The sequence below is a fragment of the Pantoea sp. X-Soil-YNGN-785 genome (assembly GCF_059730585.1).
In genome coordinates this window covers 150,982-176,980 of sequence record NZ_AP035944.1, presented here as the reverse complement: position 1 = coordinate 176,980, position 25,999 = coordinate 150,982, and the positions used below count along the sequence as shown (strand labels likewise).

At 51.1% G+C, this 25,999-nt stretch carries 19 protein-coding genes; 7 read left to right on the top strand and 12 right to left on the bottom strand.

The features are described 5' to 3' along the window. Positions 1–2,156 precede the first annotated feature (2,156 nt). Entirely contained in the window at positions 2,157–3,230 is a 1,074-nt protein-coding gene (locus AC6I8E_RS22470) for a RepB family plasmid replication initiator protein (protein WP_013356653.1), read from the top strand. Between the two features lie 1,483 nt (positions 3,231–4,713). Here AC6I8E_RS22470 and AC6I8E_RS22465 read toward each other — a convergent pair. The 3 genes from AC6I8E_RS22465 to AC6I8E_RS22455 all read right to left on the bottom strand — a co-directional run bounded on the left by AC6I8E_RS22465 (position 4,714) and on the right by AC6I8E_RS22455 (position 8,730). Then, complete coding sequence (locus AC6I8E_RS22465; RefSeq protein WP_041456342.1) at positions 4,714–5,901, bottom strand: diguanylate phosphodiesterase; 1,188 nt, start codon at positions 5,899–5,901, stop codon at positions 4,714–4,716. A 306-nt stretch (positions 5,902–6,207) separates the two neighbouring features. Beyond that, positions 6,208–7,992, bottom strand: coding sequence for a GGDEF domain-containing phosphodiesterase (locus tag AC6I8E_RS22460; protein ID WP_013356496.1), 1,785 nt, complete (start codon positions 7,990–7,992; stop codon positions 6,208–6,210). 513 nt (positions 7,993–8,505) lie between these two features. Continuing rightward, on the bottom strand, positions 8,506–8,730 hold the full coding sequence (locus tag AC6I8E_RS22455; protein ID WP_013356498.1) for a DUF3606 domain-containing protein: 225 nt from the start codon (positions 8,728–8,730) through the stop codon (positions 8,506–8,508). A 371-nt stretch (positions 8,731–9,101) separates the two neighbouring features. Here AC6I8E_RS22455 and AC6I8E_RS22450 point away from each other — a divergent pair, with 371 nt between their 5' ends. Together AC6I8E_RS22450 and AC6I8E_RS22445 are read left to right on the top strand one after the other, a co-directional pair. Further along, a complete protein-coding gene (locus tag AC6I8E_RS22450) occupies positions 9,102–9,341 on the top strand; it encodes a hypothetical protein (protein ID WP_013356499.1) in 240 nt (79 codons plus the stop codon). A 174-nt stretch (positions 9,342–9,515) separates the two neighbouring features. Then, a complete protein-coding gene (locus AC6I8E_RS22445) occupies positions 9,516–10,004 on the top strand; it encodes an Hsp20 family protein (protein WP_033785196.1) in 489 nt (162 codons plus the stop codon). 73 nt (positions 10,005–10,077) lie between these two features. Here AC6I8E_RS22445 and AC6I8E_RS22440 read toward each other — a convergent pair whose 3' ends face one another. The 3 genes from AC6I8E_RS22440 to AC6I8E_RS22430 form a co-directional block, all read right to left on the bottom strand. Then, a complete protein-coding gene (locus AC6I8E_RS22440) occupies positions 10,078–10,842 on the bottom strand; it encodes a MerR family transcriptional regulator (protein ID WP_013356501.1) in 765 nt (254 codons plus the stop codon). A gap of 201 nt (positions 10,843–11,043) precedes the next feature. Continuing rightward, positions 11,044–11,253 (bottom strand): CsbD family protein, encoded by a 210-nt coding sequence (locus AC6I8E_RS22435; protein WP_010256969.1) that lies wholly within the window; start codon positions 11,251–11,253, stop codon positions 11,044–11,046. 173 nt (positions 11,254–11,426) lie between these two features. Further along, complete coding sequence (locus AC6I8E_RS22430) at positions 11,427–12,641, bottom strand: diguanylate phosphodiesterase (protein WP_147789858.1); 1,215 nt, start codon at positions 12,639–12,641, stop codon at positions 11,427–11,429. Positions 12,642–13,587: 946 nt separating this feature from the next. Between AC6I8E_RS22430 and AC6I8E_RS22425 the strand changes: the two genes are divergently transcribed. Then, complete coding sequence (locus AC6I8E_RS22425; protein ID WP_147789859.1) at positions 13,588–13,821, top strand: DNA polymerase V subunit; 234 nt, start codon at positions 13,588–13,590, stop codon at positions 13,819–13,821. Positions 13,822–13,900: 79 nt separating this feature from the next. On the opposite strand, the gene AC6I8E_RS22420 is transcribed toward AC6I8E_RS22425, so the two are convergent. Further along, positions 13,901–14,230 (bottom strand): hypothetical protein, encoded by a 330-nt coding sequence (locus AC6I8E_RS22420; RefSeq protein ID WP_013356504.1) that lies wholly within the window; start codon positions 14,228–14,230, stop codon positions 13,901–13,903. A 644-nt stretch (positions 14,231–14,874) separates the two neighbouring features. Between AC6I8E_RS22420 and AC6I8E_RS22415 the strand changes: the two genes are divergently transcribed. Beyond that, positions 14,875–16,533, top strand: a complete 1,659-nt coding sequence (locus AC6I8E_RS22415; RefSeq protein ID WP_497824937.1) for a methyl-accepting chemotaxis protein — start codon at positions 14,875–14,877, stop codon at positions 16,531–16,533. A 615-nt stretch (positions 16,534–17,148) separates the two neighbouring features. Further along, positions 17,149–19,074 (top strand): methyl-accepting chemotaxis protein, encoded by a 1,926-nt coding sequence (locus AC6I8E_RS22410; RefSeq protein WP_497824936.1) that lies wholly within the window; start codon positions 17,149–17,151, stop codon positions 19,072–19,074. 52 nt (positions 19,075–19,126) lie between these two features. Here AC6I8E_RS22410 and AC6I8E_RS22405 read toward each other — a convergent pair whose 3' ends face one another. The 4 genes from AC6I8E_RS22405 to AC6I8E_RS22390 form a co-directional block, all read right to left on the bottom strand. Further along, a complete protein-coding gene (locus AC6I8E_RS22405; RefSeq protein WP_497824935.1) occupies positions 19,127–19,927 on the bottom strand; it encodes an MBL fold metallo-hydrolase in 801 nt (266 codons plus the stop codon). 77 nt (positions 19,928–20,004) lie between these two features. Beyond that, positions 20,005–21,120 (bottom strand): metallophosphoesterase, encoded by a 1,116-nt coding sequence (locus tag AC6I8E_RS22400; RefSeq protein WP_497824934.1) that lies wholly within the window; start codon positions 21,118–21,120, stop codon positions 20,005–20,007. A 240-nt stretch (positions 21,121–21,360) separates the two neighbouring features. After that, positions 21,361–23,688, bottom strand: a complete 2,328-nt coding sequence (locus AC6I8E_RS22395; RefSeq protein WP_497824933.1) for an FdhF/YdeP family oxidoreductase — start codon at positions 23,686–23,688, stop codon at positions 21,361–21,363. 523 nt (positions 23,689–24,211) lie between these two features. Further along, positions 24,212–24,550: a cupin domain-containing protein gene (locus AC6I8E_RS22390; protein ID WP_497824975.1), complete on the bottom strand. Its 339-nt coding sequence runs from the start codon at positions 24,548–24,550 to the stop codon at positions 24,212–24,214. Positions 24,551–24,751: 201 nt separating this feature from the next. Here AC6I8E_RS22390 and AC6I8E_RS22385 point away from each other — a divergent pair, with 201 nt between their 5' ends. Continuing rightward, entirely contained in the window at positions 24,752–25,489 is a 738-nt protein-coding gene (locus AC6I8E_RS22385) for a 2-phosphosulfolactate phosphatase (RefSeq protein WP_497824932.1), read from the top strand. A gap of 44 nt (positions 25,490–25,533) precedes the next feature. Here AC6I8E_RS22385 and yajD read toward each other — a convergent pair whose 3' ends face one another. Further along, on the bottom strand, positions 25,534–25,881 hold the full coding sequence (yajD, locus tag AC6I8E_RS22380; protein WP_013356513.1) for an HNH nuclease YajD: 348 nt from the start codon (positions 25,879–25,881) through the stop codon (positions 25,534–25,536). Positions 25,882–25,999 lie beyond the last annotated feature (118 nt).

Below are 25,999 nucleotides of genomic sequence, written 5' to 3'. Positions count from 1 at the left end.
AGAGGAGTGTGATAATGGATGGCGGATGTTAGTGCCCGATATTCGTTTTAATTCTGTAATGGCAGAAATGTCCAGTCGGCAATCGTGGCCATTGTTTCAGTTGCTGATCATGGTATTTTCATCATGAAAATTTTCTATATGTCCATTTATATCAATATCTTACGAGAATATTTGCTTGGTGAAAATCTGCAGCGAAAATGGGTTTTTATAAAGTATTCTTTTAACTATAAATAGTGGCTTAACGTTAGTGGAAAGTCTAAGTGGTCACATTGGCAGTACTCTCTTTTTGATAATAAAACCTTGCTCCCTCAAAAGAACAGATATCAGCCTTATACATTACCAAACTAACCTTTTCTGACTTTTAAGATCATCGCAATCGAAATCGAAGAATTTCTTTTCTGGCCCGGAGCCGATCTGTCAGCAATGTAAGCTTTGCTAAGAGCCAGGCGTAGACATGACTTCTTCGAGAAAGTCTATAAAGGCAAAGCTATAGGATGCGATGCTTTACTCACTTTCTTAATAAATCTGCAAAAGAGGGGAGATGTATCGAGCCAGGCTGAAACCCTATACATCAACTATCGGGCTGTGAGCTTCTACACGAAAAATGGTTATATGCGTATTGGAGTTACAGCTCCTGTATAGGCAGGACAGAATCTGTCTGTTCCTCTAAGAAATGGTGCTGGTCGTAAGCTTGTCAGAAATTCATATCCTCTTATAACTTTCAATTACGATTTGTTTATAGTCTGTGTGGATGCTTCTCACAGAGTCCTGCAGCATTTGTCACTGCATCTGACAGAGATTCAATTCTTATCGCTGACTGACTTTGATCCCCATAAAGATGTTTTATTTATAGTGTTAGCTTTAGCGGTTTCATGAATACTGTGATGAAACATTGAGATCTGTGAATAGAGCAGGGGATTGAGAGTAACAGGCCAGATAGTAATAACCAGTAAGACGCCGCATAAGCAGCAAAAGGAAATCCGCATAATTTAAACATCGTCTGTTCGGTAAGTATACGGGTATGAAAACCAACTTTCTTTTTCCCTCGTGATAAACGATCGTATGCAGTTACCTGATGATGAGACTATGCATAACAAATTTCTTTATGAGCTGGATTTATCAGGTTGGGGAAAAGTATCAATTGCTACGCTAACTTATCGCTGTCTGAATTCATTCAGGAGCCAGTTGGACTTAATGAGTCCATCTTCAACCTCTTGAAACGTTATTTCTGAGATCATAAGCAGGGTGTTTTCACTATGAAAATATGTAAAAATTACTTGTTTATCAGATACATAAATCATTAAATTCATGGTGAAAATCTGTTCTTTACTCATGAACGTTTATTTGAAGAGCTTGGAGATATTCACTCTGGGCTTAAAACCTTAATCTCTTTATGGTTATTGGCACATACCTGATTAAATGCTTTGCCTGATCAGCAACAGATTGCTCCCACACCTAATAACTCGCTCAGAACCTGCTTATAGAATTCTTAATCTCGTATCTGCAGTTGAAAACCCGTTTGATCTCAGATTTGGTTATTGCTGAATCGTGTCTGTTTTATCCCCGTTATTCACAGGCCAGATCCAATTGGTCGATCCTCAATAGATCAAATTGAGATCCTTAACAGATCCCAACAGGCTTTGAAGCCACGCAGCACAAGGTCTGAAAGGGTGTTGGTATCCACTGTAGCGAGAAGAACAACCACTGCAGAGAGCACAATAACCACTATAGCGAGTAAAGCAACCGCGCTGGCGAGTACTCAACAACCACTGTAGCGAGTAGATAACACTTTTTCATGTGCATAACCCTCGATTGAGCACACCCGCTGCAGTTTTAGAGTCTTTGGCAAGGAAACAGGATAAAAACGGAGATTCTGATTAACCGGGGGCAGGCTTTTTTAACGGGTTATCCACCGAGCAGATCCAATAACAGATCCACATAAGATCCTTTTTAAGTTCCTTAAAGATCCCCGTGCCGCCTCAGCCCCTGGTATCACTGCGATAAAGAAGGTTAGCTAACCACTGTAGCGAGTAAAACAACCACTGTATCGAGATAAATAACCACTATGGCAAGTAGATTAACCGCTATAGTGAGTGCTAGTATCCACTGTATTGAGTAACAGCGGCTCTCGCCTGTTCACATTACGGATCTTCCTAATGCCAAGAAAAGAACCAGATATCCTGAACATAGCTGATGCGTTTAGCGAAACAGACAAGCGTACAGGCGAAGTTGTTACTCTAACGCCCAACAGTAATAACACCGTGCAGCCAGTCGCGTTGATGCGTCTCGGCTTGTTTGTTCCAACGCTGAAATCCACAGCGCGCAGTCAGAAAAACCAGATGAATGCGATGGATGTGACTCAGGATCTGAAACAGTTATCTCTGGTCAGATCGGAAGGGTATGACAACATCAAGATACTGGGTGCCCGGCTGGATATGGATAATGATTTTAAGACCTGGGTTGGGATCATTCGCGCATTCGCCACGCATGAGTGTCTGGGAGACACGGTAACGCTCTCGTTCGTAGAATTTGCAAAACTCTGCGGCATACCTTCTGCGCGCCTCTCATCGAAGCTCAGGAGCCGTCTGGACGCTTCGCTGACGCGGATTGCGTCTAATACCCTGACTTTTACCAGCAAGGGCGGAGAGAACTACACAACGCATCTGGTGCAGTCCGCCAAATACAGCGTCAAAAAGGACACGGTGACCTTACAGGCTGATCCCAAAATCTTTGAGCTGTATCAGTTCGACAGAAAGGTTCTGCTGCAGCTTAAGGCTATTAACGAGCTGGCACGCAAAGAGTCCGCTCAGGCGCTTTATACGTTCATTGAAAGCCTTCCGCCTAAGCCTGCACCAATATCCATGGCACGCCTGCGTGCAAGGCTTAACCTTACGTCGCGCGTGATCACCCAGAATGCGACAGTCAGGAAAGCGATGGAGCAGTTAAAAGAGATTGGTTATCTCGATTATACCGAGACCCGCCGGGGCTCTTCCGTATACTTCTGGGTCCATTATCGTCACCCCAAGCTGCGCCCGGCCGAACTGCCGCTCAGCAAGGCAGACCTGATCGATGATGAGATGGACGAGTTTGACGATATGGACAACGATCTCACTATTATTGATGTCAATCTGCCTGAACCGGTGGGTGAAGATGAAAGCAGTGAACTTGTCATGGTATCGCGTGAGGAAAAAGAGTTACTGAATAAAATCAGGAAACAGAAAAAGCGTTAGATGCCTGTTCACCACACAGTTCATGGCTGACCCATCCTGCAGCCTGCTAACCACTATAGCGAGAGATGGGCTGTTTAAGGGTATCTGACAGCCCTAACCACTATAGCGAGTTAGATTACTCGCTATAGTGGTTAGCCCCTTTCCGAAAGAGCATCAATATCCAGATGCGCCTGCCTGAAAACATCCTGCAATTTGCTGTGGTCTTCCATTCCGCCTCCCGGACCCAGAGGGTGCATTGGACTTCACAAGAGATCTACTTCCCGTAGTGGTTAGCCAGTACGTGGCTTCACTGTAAACGCTGCAATAAGGCGTTATTGTGTTTATCACTCTCTATAGTGGTTAGTCAGGTCTGGTTAACAGAATGCGGATTTTCCTCCCAATGCCATCTGACGTGTTCCGCAGGCGATATTCAGCTCTTCGGTTTTACTCGCTACAGTGGTTATCGCCATTCTGAAATGGCTATCTCATGCTGGTTTGCCTCCTTCTGCCCAAAAGATTTACACGCTACAGTGGTTTTCTGGAGATTTATTGGCTGATGCGTTCAGATAATGATCAGGTGACAGACCCGGTTCTTACAACATTCTCGCTACAGTGGTTATTTTTTTGGATTGAGGGGCGATATTACTCGCTATAGTGGTTAGCAGTATCATTTTACTCTGCCTGTTAATGACATTTAGCTAGTTAAAGTGAGTGCTTACTATCAATATTTATCTCTCATAGCATGATGAGAACAAAAAATTAGCATAGCAGGTAAGGTCAGCCAGACACTCGCTACAGTGGTTGTGTTACAGGATGAGCAGAATGATTTCGTCAACAGAACAAAGCTATTTTAGCGAATAACAGCGCAAAACAGGGCAGGGCTATCACTCCGTTCCTGCTACATGCAACTCCTCACACGACCTTTTTACTCGCTATAGTGGTTATGCCGCATGGAAATCGTGCGTGGTGCACTGTTGAGCATAGATAATCTTAGGCTCCTCTTTCTGGATCACTTACTCGATACAGTGGTTATCATCTGAGAACAGAGGTGAGCAGGTACTCGCTACAGTGGTTATCTGAGCGTTTATCGTCTGCCTGAGTGATTTATCGGCATAATACGGATGAATATTGCGCAACATACTGGCTACAGTGGTTGTCATAAACGCTTCGGGCGCACCTTTGCTCGCTATAGTGGATATTTGTCACATTCTATACCCTGATAGTGCAGTTCAGTCTCAGATTTACTTCCTATAGTGGTTAACCTGTAAGCGTTACTCGCTATAGTGGTTATCAGAAAATGTATGCCGGAAATGCGTCAGAAGCTCATTCAAAAATGCAGTATCGCGTCCAGGATTTACAAAAGAAGCTTAGAATGCGCAGATAAATAAAGGGGAGTAGGGAGGGCCTGTTAATCATGCCTTTTCCTGAGAGTCGGCACGGCCATAAATGAAAAAAGCGGCCGCTCGCTGGCGTACCGCTTTAAAATTATTAAGACCGCGTACGGTTACATCGCTTCGCGATATTCCGGCCAGGCGACCGATTGGGCCTCATAGCGGCCCGCAGATGCGAACAGCGTACCCTGGAAATTGATCACACCTGCAGCTTCCAGCCACATCCACTCTTCAGCCTGTACGATCCCAGCCGCGATAACGGTGATCTCCAGCGCTGAGCAGCACTTGATGATTGCCTGCACCACCGCCTGCTTTGGCCCACTGCGATGAACGTCGCGGGTGATACCGGCATCGATACGGATACGGTCGGGCTGAATATGAGTCAGCAATGACAATCCCGCGGAGCCGTCTCCAAAATTGTCGATAGACAGGCTGATCCCGAACGCTTTTAACGCGCGTACGGCTTCAGAGAACGCATCCAGCTGTGAAATCACGCCGGTTTCACTCACACCAATAACCACCTGCTCCGGCACCAGACCCGCCTGCTGAATGGCTGCCACAATGTGCTCAACGGCGTCGGGTATGACAACCAGCGTCATTGGCAGCAGACTCACGTAGAGCGTCATACCATCGGGACAAACCAGGCCAGCGTGGGCAAAGGTTTTCTTCACGGTTTCCAGATCGTCAACATAAAGCCGGTCGCCGGAAATTTCACCGGTCAGCGCCGGACGCAGGGTGACAGCTTCAATGGCGGTCACCTGACGCGCCAGTGGATCGACCACCGGCCGGAAGCTTACCCCTTCTGTCTCCGGACGGGAATCCGGCACATTAGTGTGCTCTGAAATAAACTCCCAGTAACCTGGCGGCAGAACCTCGTAGTAGTTTTCTTTCTCGCGTGACTCAACAAAAGTACGCAGGAATTGCAGTGCCCGATCATCATAGGTCAGGCGATATTTAGACGTACCTTTGTCCAGCACCGCCTGCAGCAGTGATGAGCGATCGTGTTCGCGCAGATCAAACAGCGACATGCCCGCATTACCAAAACGTCGGGAAGGCGCATAGTCGCGCATTAACTCCACCACATTATGATGCCGGCGATCGGCACAGATTCGCTGATAAACGGCCTGAATGCCCGCTTCCGGGCCTTCAAGTAACTGGAAGAAATGGGTGCCGTTGAATAACAGGATACCGGTTACATCGTGGGTAGTATTGATTTTGCTGGCGTTGTCGACCATTTCCGGAAGGGTTCTGACCGGAAAGTCATCTGAAATATGGCTGCGATAGATTATGGTGGTAAGCATGTGCAGCTCCGTTTTACGTGATTGTTGCGGACACGCTAACATTGTTCAAAAAATGTTTCACCTTTACTTGGTTACTGTCGCACAGACTGCACCAGAGCAGGTGGCACTAAGCGAAGCGGCAAATTGGCAGATCTGAATTCAGTTACCTTAATGGTAATAATGCTGCTGGATCTCCGCAGAGAAGCTCATTTCAGTGCATCATAAATAAGACCGCCATCAGGGCGGCCTTGTGGCTTTAGCGGAAAGTTAATCCGCAGCTCAGCAGTGACATAAGCGCAATGTTCAACACAGGTATAGCCTGCAGGTTTAATGACACTCACCACGCAATTTCCAGTGAAGCCAGTGATCCAGCGCCTCTTCGTTTAATGGCCTGGAATAGAAATAGCCCTGAGCCTGATCGCAGCCATATTCTGTCAGGGATGTCACGGCGTCAGGACACTCAACGCCTTCTGCCACCACCGTATAGTCCAGCTCTTTGAGCATGGCGATAATGCTGCGGGCAATAATGCGTGAAGCCGTATCTGAAGAGAGTTCACTGATCAGAGAGCGATCCAGCTTGATAACATCGAGCGGCATACGGCGCAGATAGCTGATATTGCTGTAGCCTGCGCCAAAATCATCGAGTGAAATCGTGAATCCCCGTTCTCTGAGCATCTCCAGTCCGCGAAGGGCGGTGGGGCTTTCCAGGATACGTTCTGTCTCCAGGCATTCGATGCCCAGCAGCGAAGTCGGAAGCTTAGACTTCAGCATTTTGCTTTCCAGCGCGGATGCAAATCCCTCGCATGCAAAATCGCGTACGCTGACGTTGATGGTCAGTGGCAACTGAATACAGTTATTACGCAGTCGTCTGAGACGTTCAACGGCCTGATCGATAATCCAGGCGGTGAGCACCGAGAGCAGATCGGTCTGCTCAGCCAGCGGAATAAAGGCGGCAGGTGAAAGTTCCCCTCTGCTGGGATGTCGCCAGCGGATGAGCGCTTCCAGGCCCACCGGTTTGCCACTCTGCAGGCAAATCTTAGGCTGATAGACCATATAAAGCCCGATGTTATCGCGCAAAGCGGTTTTCAGATCGGTCATCAGCAGGAAATCTTCTGAGCGCTGTGTTTCCGCCTCAATATCAAAACGCTGAGAGGGCAGTCCGCGCCCGACAGCTTCATTCAGCGCGCTGACCGCGCGGCGTAACACTTCCGACGCTGACATGCTGCCGGCAACAAAGGCCGCCTCACCGGTATGAGGCGTCAGTGCAACTGACAGCCCCTCATCCATGTCTGCACTGATACCTTCCAGGCGACCGGCGACCCAGGCTGCACTCAGTCTGCTATCAGCACGGGTCAAAATGGCAAACCGCCCTGTGGCCACGGTGTAGATCATCTCACCCACCGCCGGGCGCAGGCGCAGCGGCAGCAGGGTAGCCATATCCTTCAGCAGGCTTTCAACCGGATTCATTCCCATGGTGCGGGCCAGTTCATAAGCACGTGACATGTCGATGCAATCAATCAGCACCAGACGGCGTGGCGTGGTGTCACCAGCCACGGCCAGATATTGTAAATCACGTATCAGGCGCTGACGGTTAGGCAATCCGGTCACCGGATCGCAAAAACCAGCGGAATGCCAGGCTTCAAGAAAGGACATGACCAGCGTGGAGAGCAGCGTTAATGTCGTCACCTGCTCAACGGCAAACGCATGCGGCTCGGTGTCGGTAACACAGAGCGTGCCCAGAATAATGCCGTCACGGGTTTTCAGAGGCACACCGGCATAAAAGCGAATAAAAGGTGAGCCGGTGATCAGCGGATGCGTCACGAAACGCGCATCGTGATAGGTATCCGGGACGATCACTGCGCTGTCGCTGTCTACCACATGACGGCAGAGTGAATCCCCACGCGTTGAACGTTGCAGATCAAAGTTATGTGACGCCCGTACGGTCTGGAACTCGTCATCCAGCACAGAGATAAAGCTTCCCGGGATGCCCAGGGCCTGACTGGCTAACCGGACAAATTTTCGCAGAACGTCATCGCGACTTTCGTCAGGGTCACGCAGTGCCTGCAAAGCACGACTTCGGCGTTCATTGTCGCCGTTTAGATTCTTGAGCATGTGTGTGTAACCTCCGCACCGGCTGATTACGGAGCGAAAAAAGAAAACTGTCCGGAGCGAAATTTCATTCGGGCGGCAGGAAATATAGCGTATTTTTTTATTTTCATCCTGATGATAAGGGACTATGCGGCGGGTGTCTCTTAATATTTTCTTTAACGCATAAAGGCGATATTTACGATTCGAAAATTTAATCGAAGCGGTGCCTGATTATTTACCTTTTATATTTTCAGCCCGGCGCAGCAGCGCTGTTAAGGTTTATTCCCGGGCAGAAAATCAATAAGCATTCAGGATGGTTACTATTATTTCTAAGTTGGTTTTCAGGGGGAACAGTCATGATGCCGAAGGCAGGATCGTTATGCGCAGACTACTCAGCGGGATAACCTCTTCAAACACAACGCAAAAGCCGGGCAGAAACCCGGACCGGCAGAGATGACCTGTCAGCGTGCTCCCGGCTGATGCAGGCCAATCCACCGCAAGGCCGGCGTTAACACAGCGTTTCTGTCAGCAATCAGCTTAACGTTTGATGCCATTCAGAGATTGAGCCGGGCGGCGTGGGGGCGGGTTCTGTTCCAGCCAGTCACGCACCTGTTCGGTCCGCGCGCCGCTTTCTCGGATCGCGCGTGTCAGCCTTTCCTGGGTTGTCCTCAGCTCCTGAGTCCAGTAGGTGATTTGCCACTGCTCACGAATTTCCACATGCGACAGATCGTCGGGTGAGCGACGCTGGATGGGATTTTTCATTTATTATCCTCCTCTGGTTTCAATGATGCAGCCTGAACAGGAACCTCAGGCTAAACATCTATCCTGATGAAGAAAGCGGCATTGAGGTAGCGGATTAATCCCTGAATGGTCCTTAAGTCAAATAACAGGATAATTCCTGGCGGAAGAAATAAAGCATTCTAAGGAAATAGGAAAAGTACTGTGAGGACGAAATATGCCGCTTCGCTTACAGAAAAATTTCGCTTAATTGTTGAATCTGAAATTTGACATTTAAGCAAAATAGTCAATTATTCTCTGGTCTTTTCGCTGTGAGCGCTTTCAGGCCGCTTCGCTTTAATTGCTGGCGAAGCGCTGTGCTTTTGCGTTTTTAATCATGTTGAAGGAGTGTTTGTTTGGTTAATCGTCCCCCCAAGCCGCCTGTGGTTGTCCAGAGTAATGTACGTGAACTTCGTCTTGCTGCTGGCCTCTCACAACAGAGCGCCGCTGAGCGTTTTGATCTTAGCCTGAGAGTCTGGCAAACCAAAGAAGCGGCAGGTAATCCGACGCTACTCAGTCAGGGTGAATATGAACTGCTGTTATTACTGGCGGGTTGCCATCCCCATTTCACTCTTGCGCCTCAGAGCAAAAAGTAACGGCTCAGTTAATACCCTGAAATGTATTTCTGTGATAACCGGCCGTACAGTCACGTTAAAAAAAATCTATTAAGCTACTTGAAAGCGGACAACCGATCCCTATTTTAGCGATGATCGGGAATATCATACCGGTCAGATGAACTTTTGGATGAACCTGTTCAGGAGATTATCACCATGTCTGTACAACAGTTTTCTGTTTTTCCTTCGCTGACGGATTCTGTCTTTTCAGACCGTTTTAGCCGTATCGATAAATTGTTCAGCCAGCTGACTGGCGACAAGCCGGTGACGTCAGTTCCCGCTTACGATCTGCAGCGGGTTGAGGATAACCGCTACGCGCTGACCGTCAGCGTACCCGGCTGGAAAGAGCATGAGCTGGAGATAGAACTACGTGGCGGCCGGCTTTCCGTGGCAGGTCACCGGGATGATGCATCCGGGGAGTCGTCCGGCGAAGCTCGGCAGGAGAACAGCAGCTGGATCCATCGCGGCATTTCCCGGCACGATTTCCAGCTAAGCTTTTCGATTCCGGAGCACATGAAGGTGACCGGCGCCAGCCTGGCGGACGGTTTACTCAGCATTGATTTGATCCAGGAAATACCGGAGAGCGAGAAACCGCGTCGTATCCCGATTGCGATCGGCGGACCACGAACGCTGGAACATCAGTAATGTGAACAGGGCGGAAGCGGCTAAGGCTGTTTCCGCCCTTTTAACTAGCTGGCAGGGAAGAAGGTCAACCGCGTCAGGCGCTGGCAGACATCGGGCAGATGGGCGATTGCACGCCAGTATTTGTTCCGGTCAGCATAACAGGATCACCCGCCTCCAGGCTGGCGTGAAATGCCGCCTTCATCGATGCACTGATACCATCGCCACACCACATCAGATGATGCTCAAAGCGGCGATGCGCTACAGCGGGAACACCGCATGCGGCCGCTGCGACTTCAACCCGAAAGCCCTGTCCGTTGAGCCGTATCGCCTCCATCCAGATCTCGGTTTCATCCGTTACGCTGACCGCTTCAAGAAACAGTGGTACGGTGCTGCGTCGCCGTGCGGCCAGCGACAGGCGCTCCCACTGGCCGATGACGGCACTATGAAAACGCTGCTGACGCTGGGCTGCTCCTTCGCTGAGGTCAGAACGCAGCCAGAGGTTGAGCGGCCGCAGATAGCGATTAACATAGTCATCACCACAGTAGTCGGTATTCATCATCTGCAGTTCACGTTCAACATCTGCGTCCGGATTGTTCGCCAGCAGTTGCAACATATCCTCTTCCCGGCAGGCCCAGCCGCCGGGCAGCGTGACGCTGGGCCAGTTAAGGGCAGCATGGATATCAAACAGCGTATGGCCTCCTGATGTCATTTCACGAACGCAGAGCGCGCGCGTGAGCTGCTGATCTGAATAGCCAGCAGGGCCAGGCGGTGTGATCAGCCCGGCCCGGCGCCAGCGACGCAGGGTTTCAGGAAGAACACCGACGAGACCACATACGGTGTCGGTAGAGTGGTGAGGCATAGTTGATATCCGGGAAGCGTTGCAATCCCATGATCGGGAAAGATGGCCGCATTATGCGCGCCAGGAATAAATAAAGAAACAATCATTTCCATAATCTGTCCCTGCAACAGGTACAGAGGTGTCAGAGAGTAAATGAACAGACGGAGAGAAGGGCTGACGGGCAGGTGCCGGGCGCAGAGACGCCCGGCGATTAAGAACGCTTTACCAGTGGTACTTGTTGGAATCTTCCCACTCTTTTACTTCTTTTTCGGCACGGTCTTTCTCGTAGCCGTAGCGTTCCTGAATTTTACCGACCAGCTGATCGCGCTTCCCTTCTACAACGGTCATATCATCATCCGTAAGATCACCCCATTTTTCCTTGACCTTACCTTTGAACTGCTTCCAGTTGCCGCCAATGCGATCTTCGTTCATGGTGATTCTCCCAATTCCGGTTGTTATCCAGGGACCTGATGAATATCTGTCCTGCCAGAAGGCTGTCAGATGGATCAAGCATGGCACAGCTTTTGCTTTTTGCAGCGAAGCGGTGTGAGCCGCTTCAAACTATGAGCAAAAGGGCAGGCAGGGAGGTATTTCTGCCGGGGAAATCACGGGCGTCGTGCAGGCCAGCTAACAGCAGGCAGAGCATTAAGGGCAGGGCGGGCAAACAGAAAGCCCTGGTAATAACGGACCCCGGCACCTTCCAGCCAGAGCCACTCTTCAATTTTCTCGACGCCTTCCGCAATGACCGTGATTTCCAGCGCCTGACAGCATTTAAGGATGGCCAGCACAATCGCCTGACGCGGGCCGCTGCGATGAATATCGGTAATCAGCTTGCGATCGATCTTAACTTTGTCAGGCTGGAAATCGGCCAGCAGCGACAGGCCTGCGAAACCGGCACCGAAATCATCAAGGGCCAGGCTGATTCCGGCTGCTTTCAGCTGGCGCACAGCAAACTGAAAGGCATCGAAGCGGGAGATGACCTCATCTTCAGTCACCTCAACCACCACCTGCTCAGGGCGCAATCCCTGTTGCCTGATCTGCTGAATGAGATGTTCAACCGCATCGTCGATCACCACCAGCGACATGGGCAGCAGGTTGACGGAGATCGTCTGCTCCCGCAGGCCGAGATGTCTGGCCAGCTGAAACGCATAGGTTTTGGAATGGAGATCCGCCTGATAACGCTCGCCTTCCGGCAGCTGTGAAAAGTAGTCTGCGGGTGGTGCGCCCTGAAGACCGCGTATCAGGGCTTCGCAGGAGACAATCCGGCGATTCGCTGCGTCTACGATAGGCTGAAGCGCAAATTCACAGCGCTGATCCGCTGCAGGCTGCAGGGGTGGCAGGGCGCTGACGGTAAGGGGCGTAGTCAGTGTCCACTCGCTGGCAGGGGCAATCCCGATAAACGTCTCTTTATCTCTGCCTTCGACAAAAGAACGCAGGAACTTCACTACCCGGTCATGTCTGATTCGTTCATCAGTCAGGGTGACCCGTTTAAGCAGGGCTTGCACGACGGTATGTTTCTGATAGTCACGTAAATCAAATAAGGCCATGCCGGCATGACCAAAGCGACGTGCAGGGGCATAGTCTCGCATCAGTTCAATCAGATTAAAATGCCGATCATCCCGACTGATATGCTGGAAAACCGTGTGAACGTTCTCGACGCTCCCTTCAAGCACCTGAAAAAAGTGCTGCCCGTCATAGAGCAGTATCCCGGTGACTTCAGCTTCAGCGTTTTTAATACTGGCGCGCTCCACCAGCGCTTTAAGCTTCTCTGGCGAGACCGAACCCGCAAGCTGGCTACGGTAAATCAGGGTGGAGAGCATAAGCAGACTCACATGACAGGAAGTTACTGATTAACCATACCACATAAATATTGATGGTTAAGGGCATAACTGCGGCCAATATATCGTTCTGCTTGCGGCATCAAACCGGGCATAGGGCAGGGTAATACTTCAGGCATTAAGCACACACATGTCAGATGGCGTCTCAATAATAAACCGGCGAATAAGCTGAGATAAAAGAAAAGCCCCCGCAAAAGCGGGGGCGAAGAGCGGATATAGCGCATTATTATAACGTCACGACATCCCTGGTGAGGCGCCGGTCATTCGGGTTGTGCCTGATTATTACGCGCTTTATATTCTCCTTACCATGTTGTTCTGGCGGGATTATTAAGCGTATAAAAATCAGTTTCTCTGATATTTCAGAAAATTGCTCTGATATTCAATCAACTGGTTTGGGCTTTTGATAATATCAGCACAGCCATTGAATTATCAGGTTACAAATCCACCACTTTTACAGTCGCAATCTTAACGTCTTCAGCAGGTTTAACGGGTACGCGTAAACATTATCCGCCTGCAGAGTTAACTGCGTGTCGACATCTGCGGTATCTGAAAAAGTGCCCCCTGTAAAAGGGGGCAAGGGTAGGAGTCAGATCACTCTGGAACAGAAGTGGATTTCGTTGCAGAGCCATTTAAAGATAGGGCAAAACCGCTGTTATTTCCGCTGCGGTTAACGCTTTTTTTAGTTAGATATCAAATAATTAAAATGCTTATAATATAAAATAATGAGCAGTATCAGTCAGTTAATTGGATATGAAAACGATTACTAAGATTAGGATTAAAGTCCTGATCTGCCTGCGGCTACGGCTATTAATGGCCATAATTCCGGCATCCAAAGCATGTGAATGCAGACTTGACCGCCTGACGGATTAATTATACTGTTCATAAATACAGTGCTATTTCAAAAAAAAGCCGTTGTGGAGTCAATGTGATGTCACAGGATGATGAGATCTGGCAGGCGTTCAGAGAGGCGACAAGACAGGATGATGCTGGTCAGTTTACCGTCAGCACCCGGGATTTTGTGGCGGAGCTGCAACAGCGCAACGCACCACATACACTGCGAGCCGCAAATACCTGGATCGAGATGCATATCACAACCTTCAGTGATATCTCTGTTGAGCCTGGAGAGTGTCGCCTGTTTCAGATGCCTGCGGCGCGCGGTTAACACGCGCCGCAGAACGGAAATAACACCACAGTGCAGGTATTTCAGACACGTTGCTCTGGCAGATGCTGACTGAATGGCTTCAGAGCCTGGGCGAATGACGACTCATATCTGACCGATCCTGATAGTTAGGATTAGTGGGATAGCTCTTCTCGCAGGCCATGCGTGCCAGGTTGAGCGCAACTTTACGCTTTTTAAGCTTTAACTTTGGCAGCCACTCTTTGAACTGCGCCGTCAGCGACGCTGCCTGCTGTTCAGTTGTGACGCGACAGATAAACAGCTTGCTCTTCGTCTGGCGGCTGACATCAATGGCGTAGATTTCAAAGCCAGCACTGCACTCTTCATATTCAACATCCGTAAACTGCATGTGTGGCCAAAGACCGGTTCTGGTTTCAAATGTGGCTAAATCCATGAGAACTACCTTTTTTATTGTAAGCGTTATTGCTGCGCGACAGACTTAAGCCTGGTCGGGCCAGTGAGCATAGACCACAATCAGCATTCCGCCAGTGAATTCCCTGATTTAATCTGGCCCTGACACAAATAGCTAAAATCTCAGAGATGTACCGCCAGGGTTCACCCGCTCACGTTTACACCTATCAGTTAATCTGATGACACGCCCACATTTCTAATGTTCCTCTCCGGCAACGCCTGCTATTCGCAGCACTGACGTTGCAGGATCTGTTGCCCTCTCTCATGGTGTTAATGTGCCTCTTAACAATAATTATCGTCAGCGATCCTGTTGAATTAGCAGGCTAATCATCAGATCCCAACTGACAGCATTTCAAGCCTGATCCTGACCATCGGGTTGTGTAAACAGCGTGTAAGCAGGCAGGCAGATTTTTGTCGGCATGCCTTGTTAAAGGGGAAAGATGAAAGGGGAAAGATGAAAGGGGATCGATAACAGAGAACATCGTGAGGTAGTTCACTCTGTTACAGACGCAAGAAAAAATAAAAAAATATATCCTCCACGATTGATTAAAGCCCTGCAGACGAAAGCCGATAAAAATAATCCAGTTCAAACCAGGTTCACACTTATTTTCTCTCCAGGGGACGTTTATGACTATTACACAGCGTCTGGTATTGATTTTCTCACTGCTTGCAATGTCACTGATTGCACTGGTGATTATTTCTTTATCAGTGATTTCGGGCTTTCAATCCCGTTTTGAATACGTACAGGTGAATGCGATACCCAGCATTCGCGATCTCAACAAATCGATCAGTGTGACTAATCAGATAGGGATTGCTCTTTATCGCCACCAGAGCACTAACGATGCGACAAAACTCCCTGCTGCGGAAGAGCGCATTGAAAATCTGCTTCAGCAGGTTAAGTCATTGAATGATTATTACATGGCGAATGACATCTCCAATGATGAAGATAAGGCGATGACCGAGCAGGCCTATAAAAATCTGGATGCGGTTCGCAGCGCATTACCGGAATTTCTTGCCGCATCACGCGCCCATAATGATGCTGTCACGCTTCCGTTACTCCAGAGTGATAATGGTGTGGGTGCTGCTGCCCGTAAAATGGAAGCGGATTTCACCCGTCAGATTCAGCTGAATATTGATATTGGCGAACAGCTCAGGGCTGAGAACAAGCGCATTTATTCGCAGACGCTGTGGGCGATGTCTGGTGGTTCGCTGCTGCTTGTTCTGCTGCTGGCCGGTTTCTCCGCTAAGGTGATCCTTGGCATTAAAAGGAGCCTCTCAGGCATCGTCAACACCATGACGCAGGTGAGTCATACGCTTGACCTGACCCATACCGCGGAAGTCAGCAGTAAGGATGAGATCGGCAAAACGGCGATGGCGTTTAACCAGTTGCTGTCACGCGTTTCCGGCACGCTGCTTTCGGTCAGTCACGCCGCGCAATCTGTCAGTGCCGGATCCACGCAGATTGCTGCAGGTAACGAGGATCTTTCTGCGCGTACTGAAGAGCAGGCGGCATCACTGGAGCAGACAGCAGCCAGCATGGCGACGCTGAGCGAAACGGTTCGTCAGAACTCAGAAGGCGCGCATCAGGCCAGCAGCCTGGCGAATAACGCCAATCACATGTCGATCCAGAATGGCACGTCAGTGAAGCAGATGCTCAACACCATGGATGAAATCCGCGCCAGCTCTGCCAAAATTTCTGAAATCACCGGGCTGATCGAAGGCATCGCCTTCCAGACCAATATTCTGGCACTGAATGCGGCAGTCGAAGCAGCACGTGCAGGTGAACATGGTCGCGGCTTTGCTGTGGTCGCGTCTGAAGTGCGTAATCTGGCGCAGCGTTCCTCGTCTGCCGCACGTGAAATCAAAGACCTTATCTCAACGTCGGTTTCACAGGTGGAGCACGGTTTAGAGCAGGCCAGCGGCGTGGGATCAAACAGTGAAAATGTCCGTCAGGCGATTCAGCAGGTAGCCGATCTGGTCAATGAAATTGCCGCGGCGACGTCTGAGCAGAGCAAGGGCATTGAGCAGGTTCATCAGGCGATTGGCCAGATGGATGAGGTGACGCAACAGAACGCCTCGCTGGTAGAAGAGGCTTCATCCGCCTCTAAATCCCTGCAGGAGCAGGCAGAGACGCTGTCAGGGCTGGTGGCGACCTTTACACTGGAGAGCAACCAGCGTGCCGCGCAGTCGCAACAAACTGCTGGTGTACGTCGTCCGGTATTGCAGGCGAAGCAGCCTGATCGCCACACCGTCGACATGACTCAGGCGAACTGGGAAAGTTTCTAATCGCTGAGCAGTAAAATCCTGGCCTCCACACTGTGGGGGCTTTTTTTTATCTTTTATGAGCGAAATAAGAATAATTTTTATTTAAATAAAAATGAAATGAAATCGATTTCATTTTTAAAATATGCTGATCAAATTAACTCTTTAGAGTGAGGTGAGACTGTATCGATATATACAAGAAAAGAGTTCGTCAGGGTTAATAGCGTAATGGAGATTGATTCGATACAGTGCGGATGTCTGTTATCGGCGATAGATGCGTTAACTTGAATTTCTTTATTTTCATAACGGTGATGCTGAAGTCAGGCTTACGACTAAAAATGCTGATATGTGCATTATTATTTTATGTTATTGATATTTATAATTATTTTGAGATTTGGCTTAGGTGAAGCTTGCAGTAAATATCGTCATTTTATTCACTGTAAAATAACGTACCGCAATCTATACTCCTTTCTGTTGCGATATGCATTTCTGAAATTTCATACCAAACCCCTTTCTTCATAGCGATATTGCGCTGCATGAGGCGTCTCTGGCTATGTCAAAGAAAGGGTAAAAATAATATGACACGAGCAATTTTGTGCACTACTCACCTGCACGCCCCACACATCAGAGCGGAAAAGAATGAAAAAAATACTCGACCGGATTAATTTGCCAGCAAAATTCCTGTTACTGGGAGCCTTTGCACTGGTGTTATTTATTTTACCTACCTTTCTGTTTATTCAGACAGGCAACAAGCTTATTGATACCAAAAAAGTCGAACTCACCGGTATTCCGGTTGAGAAAAAAGTCCTGCAGTTGCTGAACCTGCTGCAGCGCCATCGGGCGGAAAGCGCTATAGCGATTGGCCAGAACAAAATGGATAATCCGCCGCGCCTGGCCCTGGTCTCACAGATCAATAGCTTATCTGACAGCATTGCTGCCGATTTGCGTCAGAGCGATGAGCAGGCTCAGCCATTAAAGCGCCTTGAGCAGGTTAATCAGGAGTGGCGTCAACTGCAGGAAGATCTCAATGGCGGCCGGCTGACCCTGGCGAGCAGCCTGACGCGGCATACTCATCTGATCCAGGTGCTCCTGGACACCAGTCAGGATGTACTGGATTTTTATCAGCTCTCGCTGGATGCCGATTTAAACACCTATCAGTTGATCGTCAGTATTTACAGCCGTCTGCCGCTGCTCACTGAAACCCTGGGTCAGATTCGCGGCAATGGTGCTTCGCTAATTGCCAGCGGTAAAGCATCGGATGCCGATCGCAGTCGTCTGGCATTTCAGATAGATAATGGCAAAACGGCCTTATCACAGTTCAGCGGCAATATGGATAAGGTGTTCATGATTGAACCCGATCTTAAGACGACCTTTGGTGACCTGGCGGAGAATGCGAAACAGCAGGCCCTGAGTGCATTACAGCTGGCTGAGGGTGCCATTGTAACCGGACAAGTCAGCATTACCCCGGTTGAATATGTACGGGTCTTAACTGAGGCGATCAACCGCTACGGCATGCTGAGTACCCAGAGCAGCGCCCGTTTGCAGGCGTTACTGCAATCGCAGATTGATACGCGTCGTCAGGCACAGTATCTGCTGCTGGCGGGTTTGCTGGCGATTGCCGTGCTGTCCATCCTGCTGGCAGCTATGATCACCCGCTCTGTGACCCGCCCGGTCAAAGAAGCGGTCGAAGTGGCCAGTCGCGTCGCGGCGGGCGATCTGACAGCACAGCTGACGATTTCCGGCAGTAATGAAATGGCTGAACTGCTGAATGCGCTGATGCGGATGCAGCAGCGTCTTGCCCAGCTGGTTTCGGATATCAAAGGTAACGCCGCCACCATTGCCAACTCTTCAGAAGAGATTGCGCGAGGCAATGGTGATCTTTCGTCGCGCACCGAACAGCAGGCGGCTTCACTGGCTGAAACAGCGGCCAGTATGGAACAGCTGGCATCAATTATTCAGCAGAATGCGGATAACACCCGCTTTGCTTCTGATCGCGCAGAATCAGCGACGCAGGCGGCACTGTTAAGCGGCGCGGCGATGGATTCCGTGATGCAGACCATGCACAAAATCCGCGGCAGTTCGGGTCAGATTGAAGAGATCACCTCCGTGATCGACAGCATCGCTTTCCAGACCAATATTCTGGCACTAAACGCAGCGGTTGAAGCGGCGCGCGCCGGTGAGCAGGGCAAAGGTTTTGCGGTTGTCGCATCCGAAGTGCGGGCGCTGGCCCAGCGTTCAGCCAGTGCAGCAAAAGAGATCAAGAGCCTGATTGAGCAGTCGGTCTGTCACGCGCAGGAAGGGATTGCGATGGCGCAGAACGCAGGCGACAAAGTGAAGCAGAGCGTCAGTGCCATTGAACAGACCTCTCAGCTGATGCGTGATATCTCTTCTTCATCTGAGGAGCAGAGCAGTGGCATTTCGCAGGTCAATATTGCGGTGAACCAGATGGATCAGGTGACGCAGCAGAACGCCGTGCTGGTGGAAGAGTCGGCCTCCTCTGCTGATGAGCTTGCCGCACGCGCAGGGCAGTTACGTACCATGGTTGCGGTGTTCCAGACAGCATAATAGTGTTAAAACAGCCGCCACCTGTGGGCGGCTGTTATTCTCTCAACGCCTGCTACGCCTGATGATCCTGCAGACAGGCCAGATAGGTTTCTCCCGACCGCATCACTTTCTCTTTCGCCTGCTCACGAATTTCCTGACCTTCAAACGCGCCATAAAGCTGACTGAATGTTACGTCATCAAGTCGATGCAGGATGTCGCCTACTGTGGCGGCTGACAGTGGCAGCATATTTGGGTAGCTCCACATAAACGACACGCCATGCGCACCCGGCGTGACCTGAATGATATCACCCGCCAGCATCACCCCTTCGCCCTCGTCCCAGTGCAGCACGCTGCCACCTGAAAAGTGGCCGCCCAGCCGTAACAACGTTACACCCGGCATCAGCGCCAGTGAATCCCCCTCCCAGAACCGGATATACGGGCTTTCCCGGACAATCCATTGCCGATCGCGGGCATGCAGATGCAGGGGCGCATTAAACGCCTCTGCCCACTCCTGCATGGTGGTGTAGTAGTGCGGATGAGAAATTGCGATAGCATCAATGCCGCCCAGCGCCGCGATTAGCGTGTACGTGGCGTCATCAAGGTTAGCGATGCAATCCCAGAGCACGTTGCCGTGCGGCGTACGCAGCAAAAAGGCACGCTGATTAATGGCAAATTCAGGCACCGTTTTAAGACTTAACAACGCATCGCTGTGAGCCGTCCACTTATTCGCGTGGCTGGTGCGCAGCGCGTCAAACGCGATCCAGCCCTGACCCGCAGCCGGAACGTACTGACGTTCATCCTCACAGATTTTACAGTGCTGATTCGGGGCATCAGAGGGATAAGCCGTCCCGCAGGCGGTACATAACATCGTCATGGTGATCTCCTTTGTCTCACTCAAGCTTATGCACACCTGCGAAAACCGCACTTTCCTGACGTAATTTCGTCACGCGATTACCGCTGGCGGCGCAGCGTAATCCGCGTCAGTTCGGAGGGGCGGCCCAGCCTGACCGCCATGCCCGGCCAGAGTGCCGTGCCGTTATTCACATAGAGCTGCATTCCGCCAACCTGATAAAGCCCGGACACAAACCCGGCGTTGGGTTTAGCAAACAGCCGGTCCAGTCCGATAATCAGCCCGCCATGCGTATGCCCTGAAAGCTGCACATCCACGCCCTGCGCCGCGTTCTGACGGGCATTGCGCGGCTGATGATCCAGCAGGATCACCGGTGCGTTTTCAGGTGCCTGCGCCAGCGCGCGGGCCAGGTCGGGGCCGGTTGCATTTCTGCCGGGTGCGGAGGCATCTGGCAGACCGGCAATCACCAGCTTTTCCGTACCGCGCTGGATGACGGTATGGCTGTTGAGCAGCGGCTGCAGCCCCAGTGACGCCAGGTGGGCCGTCCAGATTGTCTGATGGAAGAAATATTCGTGGTTACCGGTAATAGCCCATACGCCATCACGGGCTGCCAGCCCACGCAGCGGCGCGACGTCATGCCGCCTGTGTTCCAGGCTGCCATCGATCACATCGCCCGTTACCACAATCAGATCGGCGTTGAGAGACATCGCGCGCTCAACCATCGCGGCGGTCCAGGCCGCATTAAACAACCGGGTGATATGCAGGTCAGTCAGCTGCAACAACTGATAGCCCTCGAACTCAGCGGGCAGGTTGGGCAGGACCAGTGTTACCTCTTTGACTGGCGGCACGCGTATCGCCTGCTGTACCCCAACGGCAGCCAGCACCATCGCCAGCACCACAGCCAGATAGCGAACACCGGGCACCAGCTCCAGCGGATGCCGCAACAGCAGCGCGATCAGCATTACCGCATCCATCAGCATCTGGAGCAGCGCCAGCAGCAGCACGGTGCTGTACGCCCAGTTAAACAGGATGATAATAATGCGGGGCATTTCGGCGGAGAAAATACCGCCCGACGTAAAGCGGCTTACCAGCAGATATTGTGAGGCCAGTAAAACCAGTGCGGAGAGCAGGATCTTGATGGCCAGTGGCAGGGATAAGGGAATGATGACGCGCGCAATAACATACCAGCTGGGTAAGCTGAAAATCAGGTGAAACATGGCAGTCTTCCGGTAGGGCGCTGAACGTCAGCGCAGGCAAAAAAGAGACGATCGTTTATAGAGCTGTTTTCAGCACATCAGTGTATACGATGCTGCCGTTCGGGTTACTTCGCGCGGGGTGCTTTACGGATGATAAAACAGCTGGAGGGCCGAAAAAAGGGTGCCGGCAGGCCGACAAGCAAAAACAGCGTGACCGGCACACCGGCCACGCTGGCAATATTAACTCTCTTGCAAGTCAGACTAGCGAAGAATACCTGAGGTGGTGTGCGTCTCGTCGGTTACGCGCGTCATAGCAATCGGAATACTTTTATAGGCGGGAATGCCGCTTTTGGTATCGTGGCTATCGAGCGGAACCATCACATTGGCCTCCGGGTAGTAAGCGCCGACTGAACCAGGTGCCATATCAATAATCACGATGGTCAGGTTTTTCATCTGACGCGAGGTGGGATTACCCTCCGGATCCAGCGCCATGAGATCGACACGGTCACCCACCCGCAGCTCTCGTTTCTCCGCCTCTTCCGCATTGATAAACAGCACATCGCGGCGGCCTGTCACGCCACGATAGCGGTCATTCAGTCCGTACAGCGTGGTGTTGTACTGATCGTGACTGCGCAGGGTGGTGAGCACCAGATCATGGCACTTCAGCGAGCGGGGATCTTCGTTGATGCCCTGCATTACTTTAAATTGCGCACGACCGGAAGGCGTGAGCCAGACGCGTTCTGATGCGGCGTTATGGAGCCGGAAACCACCCGGATGCTTAATCCGCTCGTTGAAGTTTTCGAAAGCCGGGAACACGGCTTCAATGGCATCACGGATACGGCTGTAATCGGCGACCATGGCTGACCAGTCAACCACGCTGTCTGGCAGGGTTGCCTTAGCGAGTGAGGCGACCAGCGCCGGTTCAGATTTCAGATGGGGTGAAGCCGGGTTCAGCGAACCGCGCGAGGCGTGTACCATCGACATGGAATCTTCAACGGTCACACTTTGCGCGCCGGTCGCCTGAACATCGGTCTCAGTCCGGCCCAGCACCGGCAGCAGATAGTTATGTTTTCCGAGTAACAGGTGTGAGCGATTCAGCTTGGTGGCCATATGCACTACCAGATCTAAATTACGCATGGCCGGGAATGTCACCTGTGGATCGGAGATTGCCTCTGCCAGGTTACCGCCCAGACAGAGCAGCGCTTTGGCTTTACCATCGCGCATCGCCTTGATCGCCTCGACAGCGCCGTGACCATGTTCCTGTGGCGGACGGAAACCAAAGACCTTTTCAATGCTATCCAGCAGCGACTGCGGCGGGATCTCAGTGATGCCCACTGTGCGGTCACCCTGAACATTGGAGTGACCGCGTAACGGACAGATCCCCGCACCCGGCTTACCGATGTTGCCGCGCATCAGTAGCAGGTTCGCGATTTGCTGGACGTTCTGCGTGCCGTACTGATGCTGGGTAATGCCCATTCCATAACAGATGATGGTCCGTTCAGCGCTGGCGTAGAGCCGGGCGATATGCTGGATCTCCTCACGCGCCATGCCGGAGACTTTGAGGATGTGCGCCCAGTCGGTGCTTTCCAGGTCAGCTTTCAGGGCATCAAAGCCTTCTGTGTGCTCGTTAATAAACGCTTCATCGATGACGCCGGGTTTGCCATGGCCCAATGCCTCCTCGTGCAGGGTGAGCAGGATCTTCATCACGCCTTTGAGCATCGCCGCGTCGCCGCCCACCCGCACTTTGTAATAGGTCGAAGCCAGCTCAGTAGAGCTCATTGAGAGCATCTCAATCGGACTCTGCGGCGAGGTAAAGCGTTCCAGCCCGCGCTCACGCAGCGGGTTGATCGCCACAATGGTGGCACCGCGCTTAGAGACTTCCCGCAGCGTGCCGAGCATGCGTGGATGGTTGGTGCCAGGGTTATGACCGATGCAGAGCACCAGATCGCAGTAGTCAAAATCCTCCAGCTCTACCGTACCTTTGCCGACGCCAATCGACTCCGGCAGTCCGACGCTGGTCGGTTCATGACACATGTTTGAGCAGTCGGGGAAATTGTTGGTGCCATATTCGCGGGCGAAGAGCTGCCACAGAAACGCCGCTTCATTTGAGGCGCGGCCCGACGTATAAAACTCCACGCTATCGGGATCCTCATAGCTACGCAGATGCTCACCAATCTCCTGGAACGCCGTCTCCCACTCGATGGGCTGATAGGTGTCGGTAGTGGGATCGTACTTCATGGGATGGGTCAGCCGTCCCTCGCCCTCCAGATGCAGTGCGCTGCGCTTCCACAGTTCGGTCACGGTATGAGCAGCAAAAAATTCCGGAGTGGTGCGCTTGCTGGTGGCTTCCCACGAGACGGCTTTTGCGCCGTTTTCGCAGAACTCAAAGGATGAGGCATGCTGCGGGTCGGGCCAGGCACAGCCCGGACAGTCAAAGCCCTGCGGCTGATTAACTTTAAACAGGGCAATCACATCCTGCTTTACTGACATCTGGCCACGGATCGCATCGGCAACCGCCTTTAGTGCGCCCCAGCCACCGGCGGCACCACCATAAGGGGCGATGCCATTTGTGCGATTTTGCTCTTTCATAATGCTCCACATTGTCTCTATTGTTATTGGCTAAGCCTGGTACATAAAAAGGAACAGCAACGTGGATTCTGGCTATTATTCAGCGAAATTTTTTCTCAAAATGTTTCGGTGTGTCCGTGCGCTCTGTTTTTCTGATATGAAATAAGCGTGAGGGTCACGCAATAATAAACGAGACGGCCGTGTGCGATCCCCTGGGAAATTTATCAGGAACAGCAAAGCTGTTATGACTGGCAATAAATGGATTTTAAGTAACTTATTGTTATAAAAGAATAATAATGCGGTGGTGATTCTGTGGTATCTAAATAATTTGATTTCTTGCAGGTAAAGTCATTACGGTTAATATTTCCATCTGTACGCTAAAAAAAATATTCACAACGGTATTATTAGCGTAGCGGGAGTCGGGTAAATATAACGGGTCGTTATTACCGCACAAATTAATAAGCCGTTCTGGTATTTAAACTATCGTTCAGCCGGTATCTGTACACATCATGAGACAGCGCCATTGCCCGGCGCTGCTGGCCGATCAGGAGAGGTCAGCACGATCGCCTCGTGTTGTTGGATGAGAAATTACAATAAATTCTACTGGCGCATCGCTGTTATTTCTGGCCTGGTGTTTAGCGTGTGGCGGAATTTCGATTCCCTGTTGCGCACTGATATCATGCACTTCGCCCTCCAGTTCCATCGACAGCACGCCCTGAAGAACAAAGAAAAACTGCCGGGATGAAGCATGATAGTGTCTTTTTTCACGGGTGCCGGGCGGCATTTTTTCATGAATGACTAACATATCTTTGCGGTTCATCAGATACCAGCCATCACACCCGTCCCCCCAGCTATAGTGTTCTGCATTCTCTTTTGAAATCATCATTCTGCGCTCTGGTTATTATTGAAAAGTCTGAAGCCCTGACTAACTATACAAGGCCAGGTTACTGGCCCTCAATTTTTAGTGTCGGTAATAACTTCAATGTACTTTAACTCTGCTGATAACTTAACTGGGGATGACCCGCCAATGGCGTGTCGTGGATTGAGCGGCGCACACCTGACAGGCTGTAACGGAGGATGAGATATGCAATGGTGGGATCAGGAGAGATTTAACGTTCGTCTTGAGTGGGGCGATGCTGCTGTCCGCTACGCGGCAAAAGACGTGGAGTGCATCATTATCGTCGATGTGATGTCCTTCTCTACCTGTGTCAGCCTGGCGGTCGATAACGGAGCACAGGTTTATCCTTATCCATGGAAAGATGCATCTGCCATCGGTTTTGCAAACAACATCGGCGCACGACTCGCCAGCTACGACAGACTGTCTGACGCAGGCGGTTTTAGTCTCTCTCCGGCCTCGATTCAGAAAATAGAACAGGGCGAGAAGCTGGTTCTGCCGTCTCCCAATGGATCAGCGATTTCATTCCTGGCCCGTGATAGGGTTGCGGGCGTCACTGTATTCAGCGGCTGTTTCAGGAATCTCACGCAGACAGCAAAGGCCTGTCGCAACTTCGGGCGTATTCTGGTTATCCCCTGTGGAGAGCGCTGGCCCGATGGCACGCTTCGCCCGGCCATAGAGGACTATGCTGCAGCCGGTGGCATTATTGCAGCCATCGGGCATGACCGTTGCTCCCCTGAAGCAACAGGCGCGGTTGCCGCCTGGCGGCAGCTGAATCTGTTATCTCTTCGCGAATGCGCTTCAGCCCTGGAACTTCAACAGCGCGGATTTCAGGAGGATGTCGATCTCTGTCTGGATCTGGATAGCGCAACGCGGGCCTGCCGGTTGCAGGGCGATTTTTATGCGGCAGGTCCGGAACGGGGCTGAGCCTGTCAGCTCGTTGTTGTCCTGACAGGCTCAACATTCAGCGGTTACTTCTTCTTATTCAGCATCGACTTCAGGTCAGCAAACGGATTGTAGGTCGCTTCACCCACATCTTTTTGTGCATCCTCGCCAGCCACCACGCGGGTGCCATACTGGTCAGCCTCAGTGTACTTTGAGTGCTCGTGATCGTGACAATAGAGACACAACAATTCCCAGTTGCTGCCATCTTCCGGATTATTAGTGTGGTCGTGATCGATATGGTGAACCGTCAGCTCGCGCAGATTTGAATAAACAAATTCTCGTGAGCAGCGCCCACACACCCACGGATAGATTTTAAGTGCTTTCTCACGGTAGCCGCTTTCCAGCCGCGAATAGTTTTTGGGGATCAGAGCCATTGCCGTTATTACCTGTTTTGCAGAGGTGTGTTCACGATAGTGCAGCCACTATATCCCACAACGGAACCCGAGGAGAAATTCTCCTGTTACGTGGGAAGAAAGGCTGACAAGCTTAAAG

What these genes read in the sequence shown, in the direction of transcription:
- AC6I8E_RS22470 (WP_013356653.1), top strand. Translation starts at nt 2,157, where the DNA reads ATGCCAAGAAAAGAACCAGATATCCTGAACATAGCTGATGCGTTTAGC.
- AC6I8E_RS22465 (WP_041456342.1), bottom strand. Translation starts at nt 5,901, where the DNA reads ATGCTTACCACCATAATCTATCGCAGCCATATTTCAGATGACTTTCCG.
- AC6I8E_RS22460 (WP_013356496.1), bottom strand. Translation starts at nt 7,992, where the DNA reads ATGCTCAAGAATCTAAACGGCGACAATGAACGCCGAAGTCGTGCTTTG.
- AC6I8E_RS22455 (WP_013356498.1), bottom strand. Translation starts at nt 8,730, where the DNA reads ATGAAAAATCCCATCCAGCGTCGCTCACCCGACGATCTGTCGCATGTG.
- AC6I8E_RS22445 (WP_033785196.1), top strand. Translation starts at nt 9,516, where the DNA reads ATGTCTGTACAACAGTTTTCTGTTTTTCCTTCGCTGACGGATTCTGTC.
- AC6I8E_RS22440 (WP_013356501.1), bottom strand. Translation starts at nt 10,842, where the DNA reads ATGCCTCACCACTCTACCGACACCGTATGTGGTCTCGTCGGTGTTCTT.
- AC6I8E_RS22435 (WP_010256969.1), bottom strand. Translation starts at nt 11,253, where the DNA reads ATGAACGAAGATCGCATTGGCGGCAACTGGAAGCAGTTCAAAGGTAAG.
- AC6I8E_RS22430 (WP_147789858.1), bottom strand. Translation starts at nt 12,641, where the DNA reads ATGCTCTCCACCCTGATTTACCGTAGCCAGCTTGCGGGTTCGGTCTCG.
- AC6I8E_RS22425 (WP_147789859.1), top strand. Translation starts at nt 13,588, where the DNA reads ATGTCACAGGATGATGAGATCTGGCAGGCGTTCAGAGAGGCGACAAGA.
- AC6I8E_RS22420 (WP_013356504.1), bottom strand. Translation starts at nt 14,230, where the DNA reads ATGGATTTAGCCACATTTGAAACCAGAACCGGTCTTTGGCCACACATG.
- AC6I8E_RS22415 (WP_497824937.1), top strand. Translation starts at nt 14,875, where the DNA reads ATGACTATTACACAGCGTCTGGTATTGATTTTCTCACTGCTTGCAATG.
- AC6I8E_RS22410 (WP_497824936.1), top strand. Translation starts at nt 17,149, where the DNA reads ATGAAAAAAATACTCGACCGGATTAATTTGCCAGCAAAATTCCTGTTA.
- AC6I8E_RS22405 (WP_497824935.1), bottom strand. Translation starts at nt 19,927, where the DNA reads ATGACGATGTTATGTACCGCCTGCGGGACGGCTTATCCCTCTGATGCC.
- AC6I8E_RS22400 (WP_497824934.1), bottom strand. Translation starts at nt 21,120, where the DNA reads ATGTTTCACCTGATTTTCAGCTTACCCAGCTGGTATGTTATTGCGCGC.
- AC6I8E_RS22395 (WP_497824933.1), bottom strand. Translation starts at nt 23,688, where the DNA reads ATGAAAGAGCAAAATCGCACAAATGGCATCGCCCCTTATGGTGGTGCC.
- AC6I8E_RS22390 (WP_497824975.1), bottom strand. Translation starts at nt 24,550, where the DNA reads ATGATTTCAAAAGAGAATGCAGAACACTATAGCTGGGGGGACGGGTGT.
- AC6I8E_RS22385 (WP_497824932.1), top strand. Translation starts at nt 24,752, where the DNA reads ATGCAATGGTGGGATCAGGAGAGATTTAACGTTCGTCTTGAGTGGGGC.
- yajD (WP_013356513.1), bottom strand. Translation starts at nt 25,881, where the DNA reads ATGGCTCTGATCCCCAAAAACTATTCGCGGCTGGAAAGCGGCTACCGT.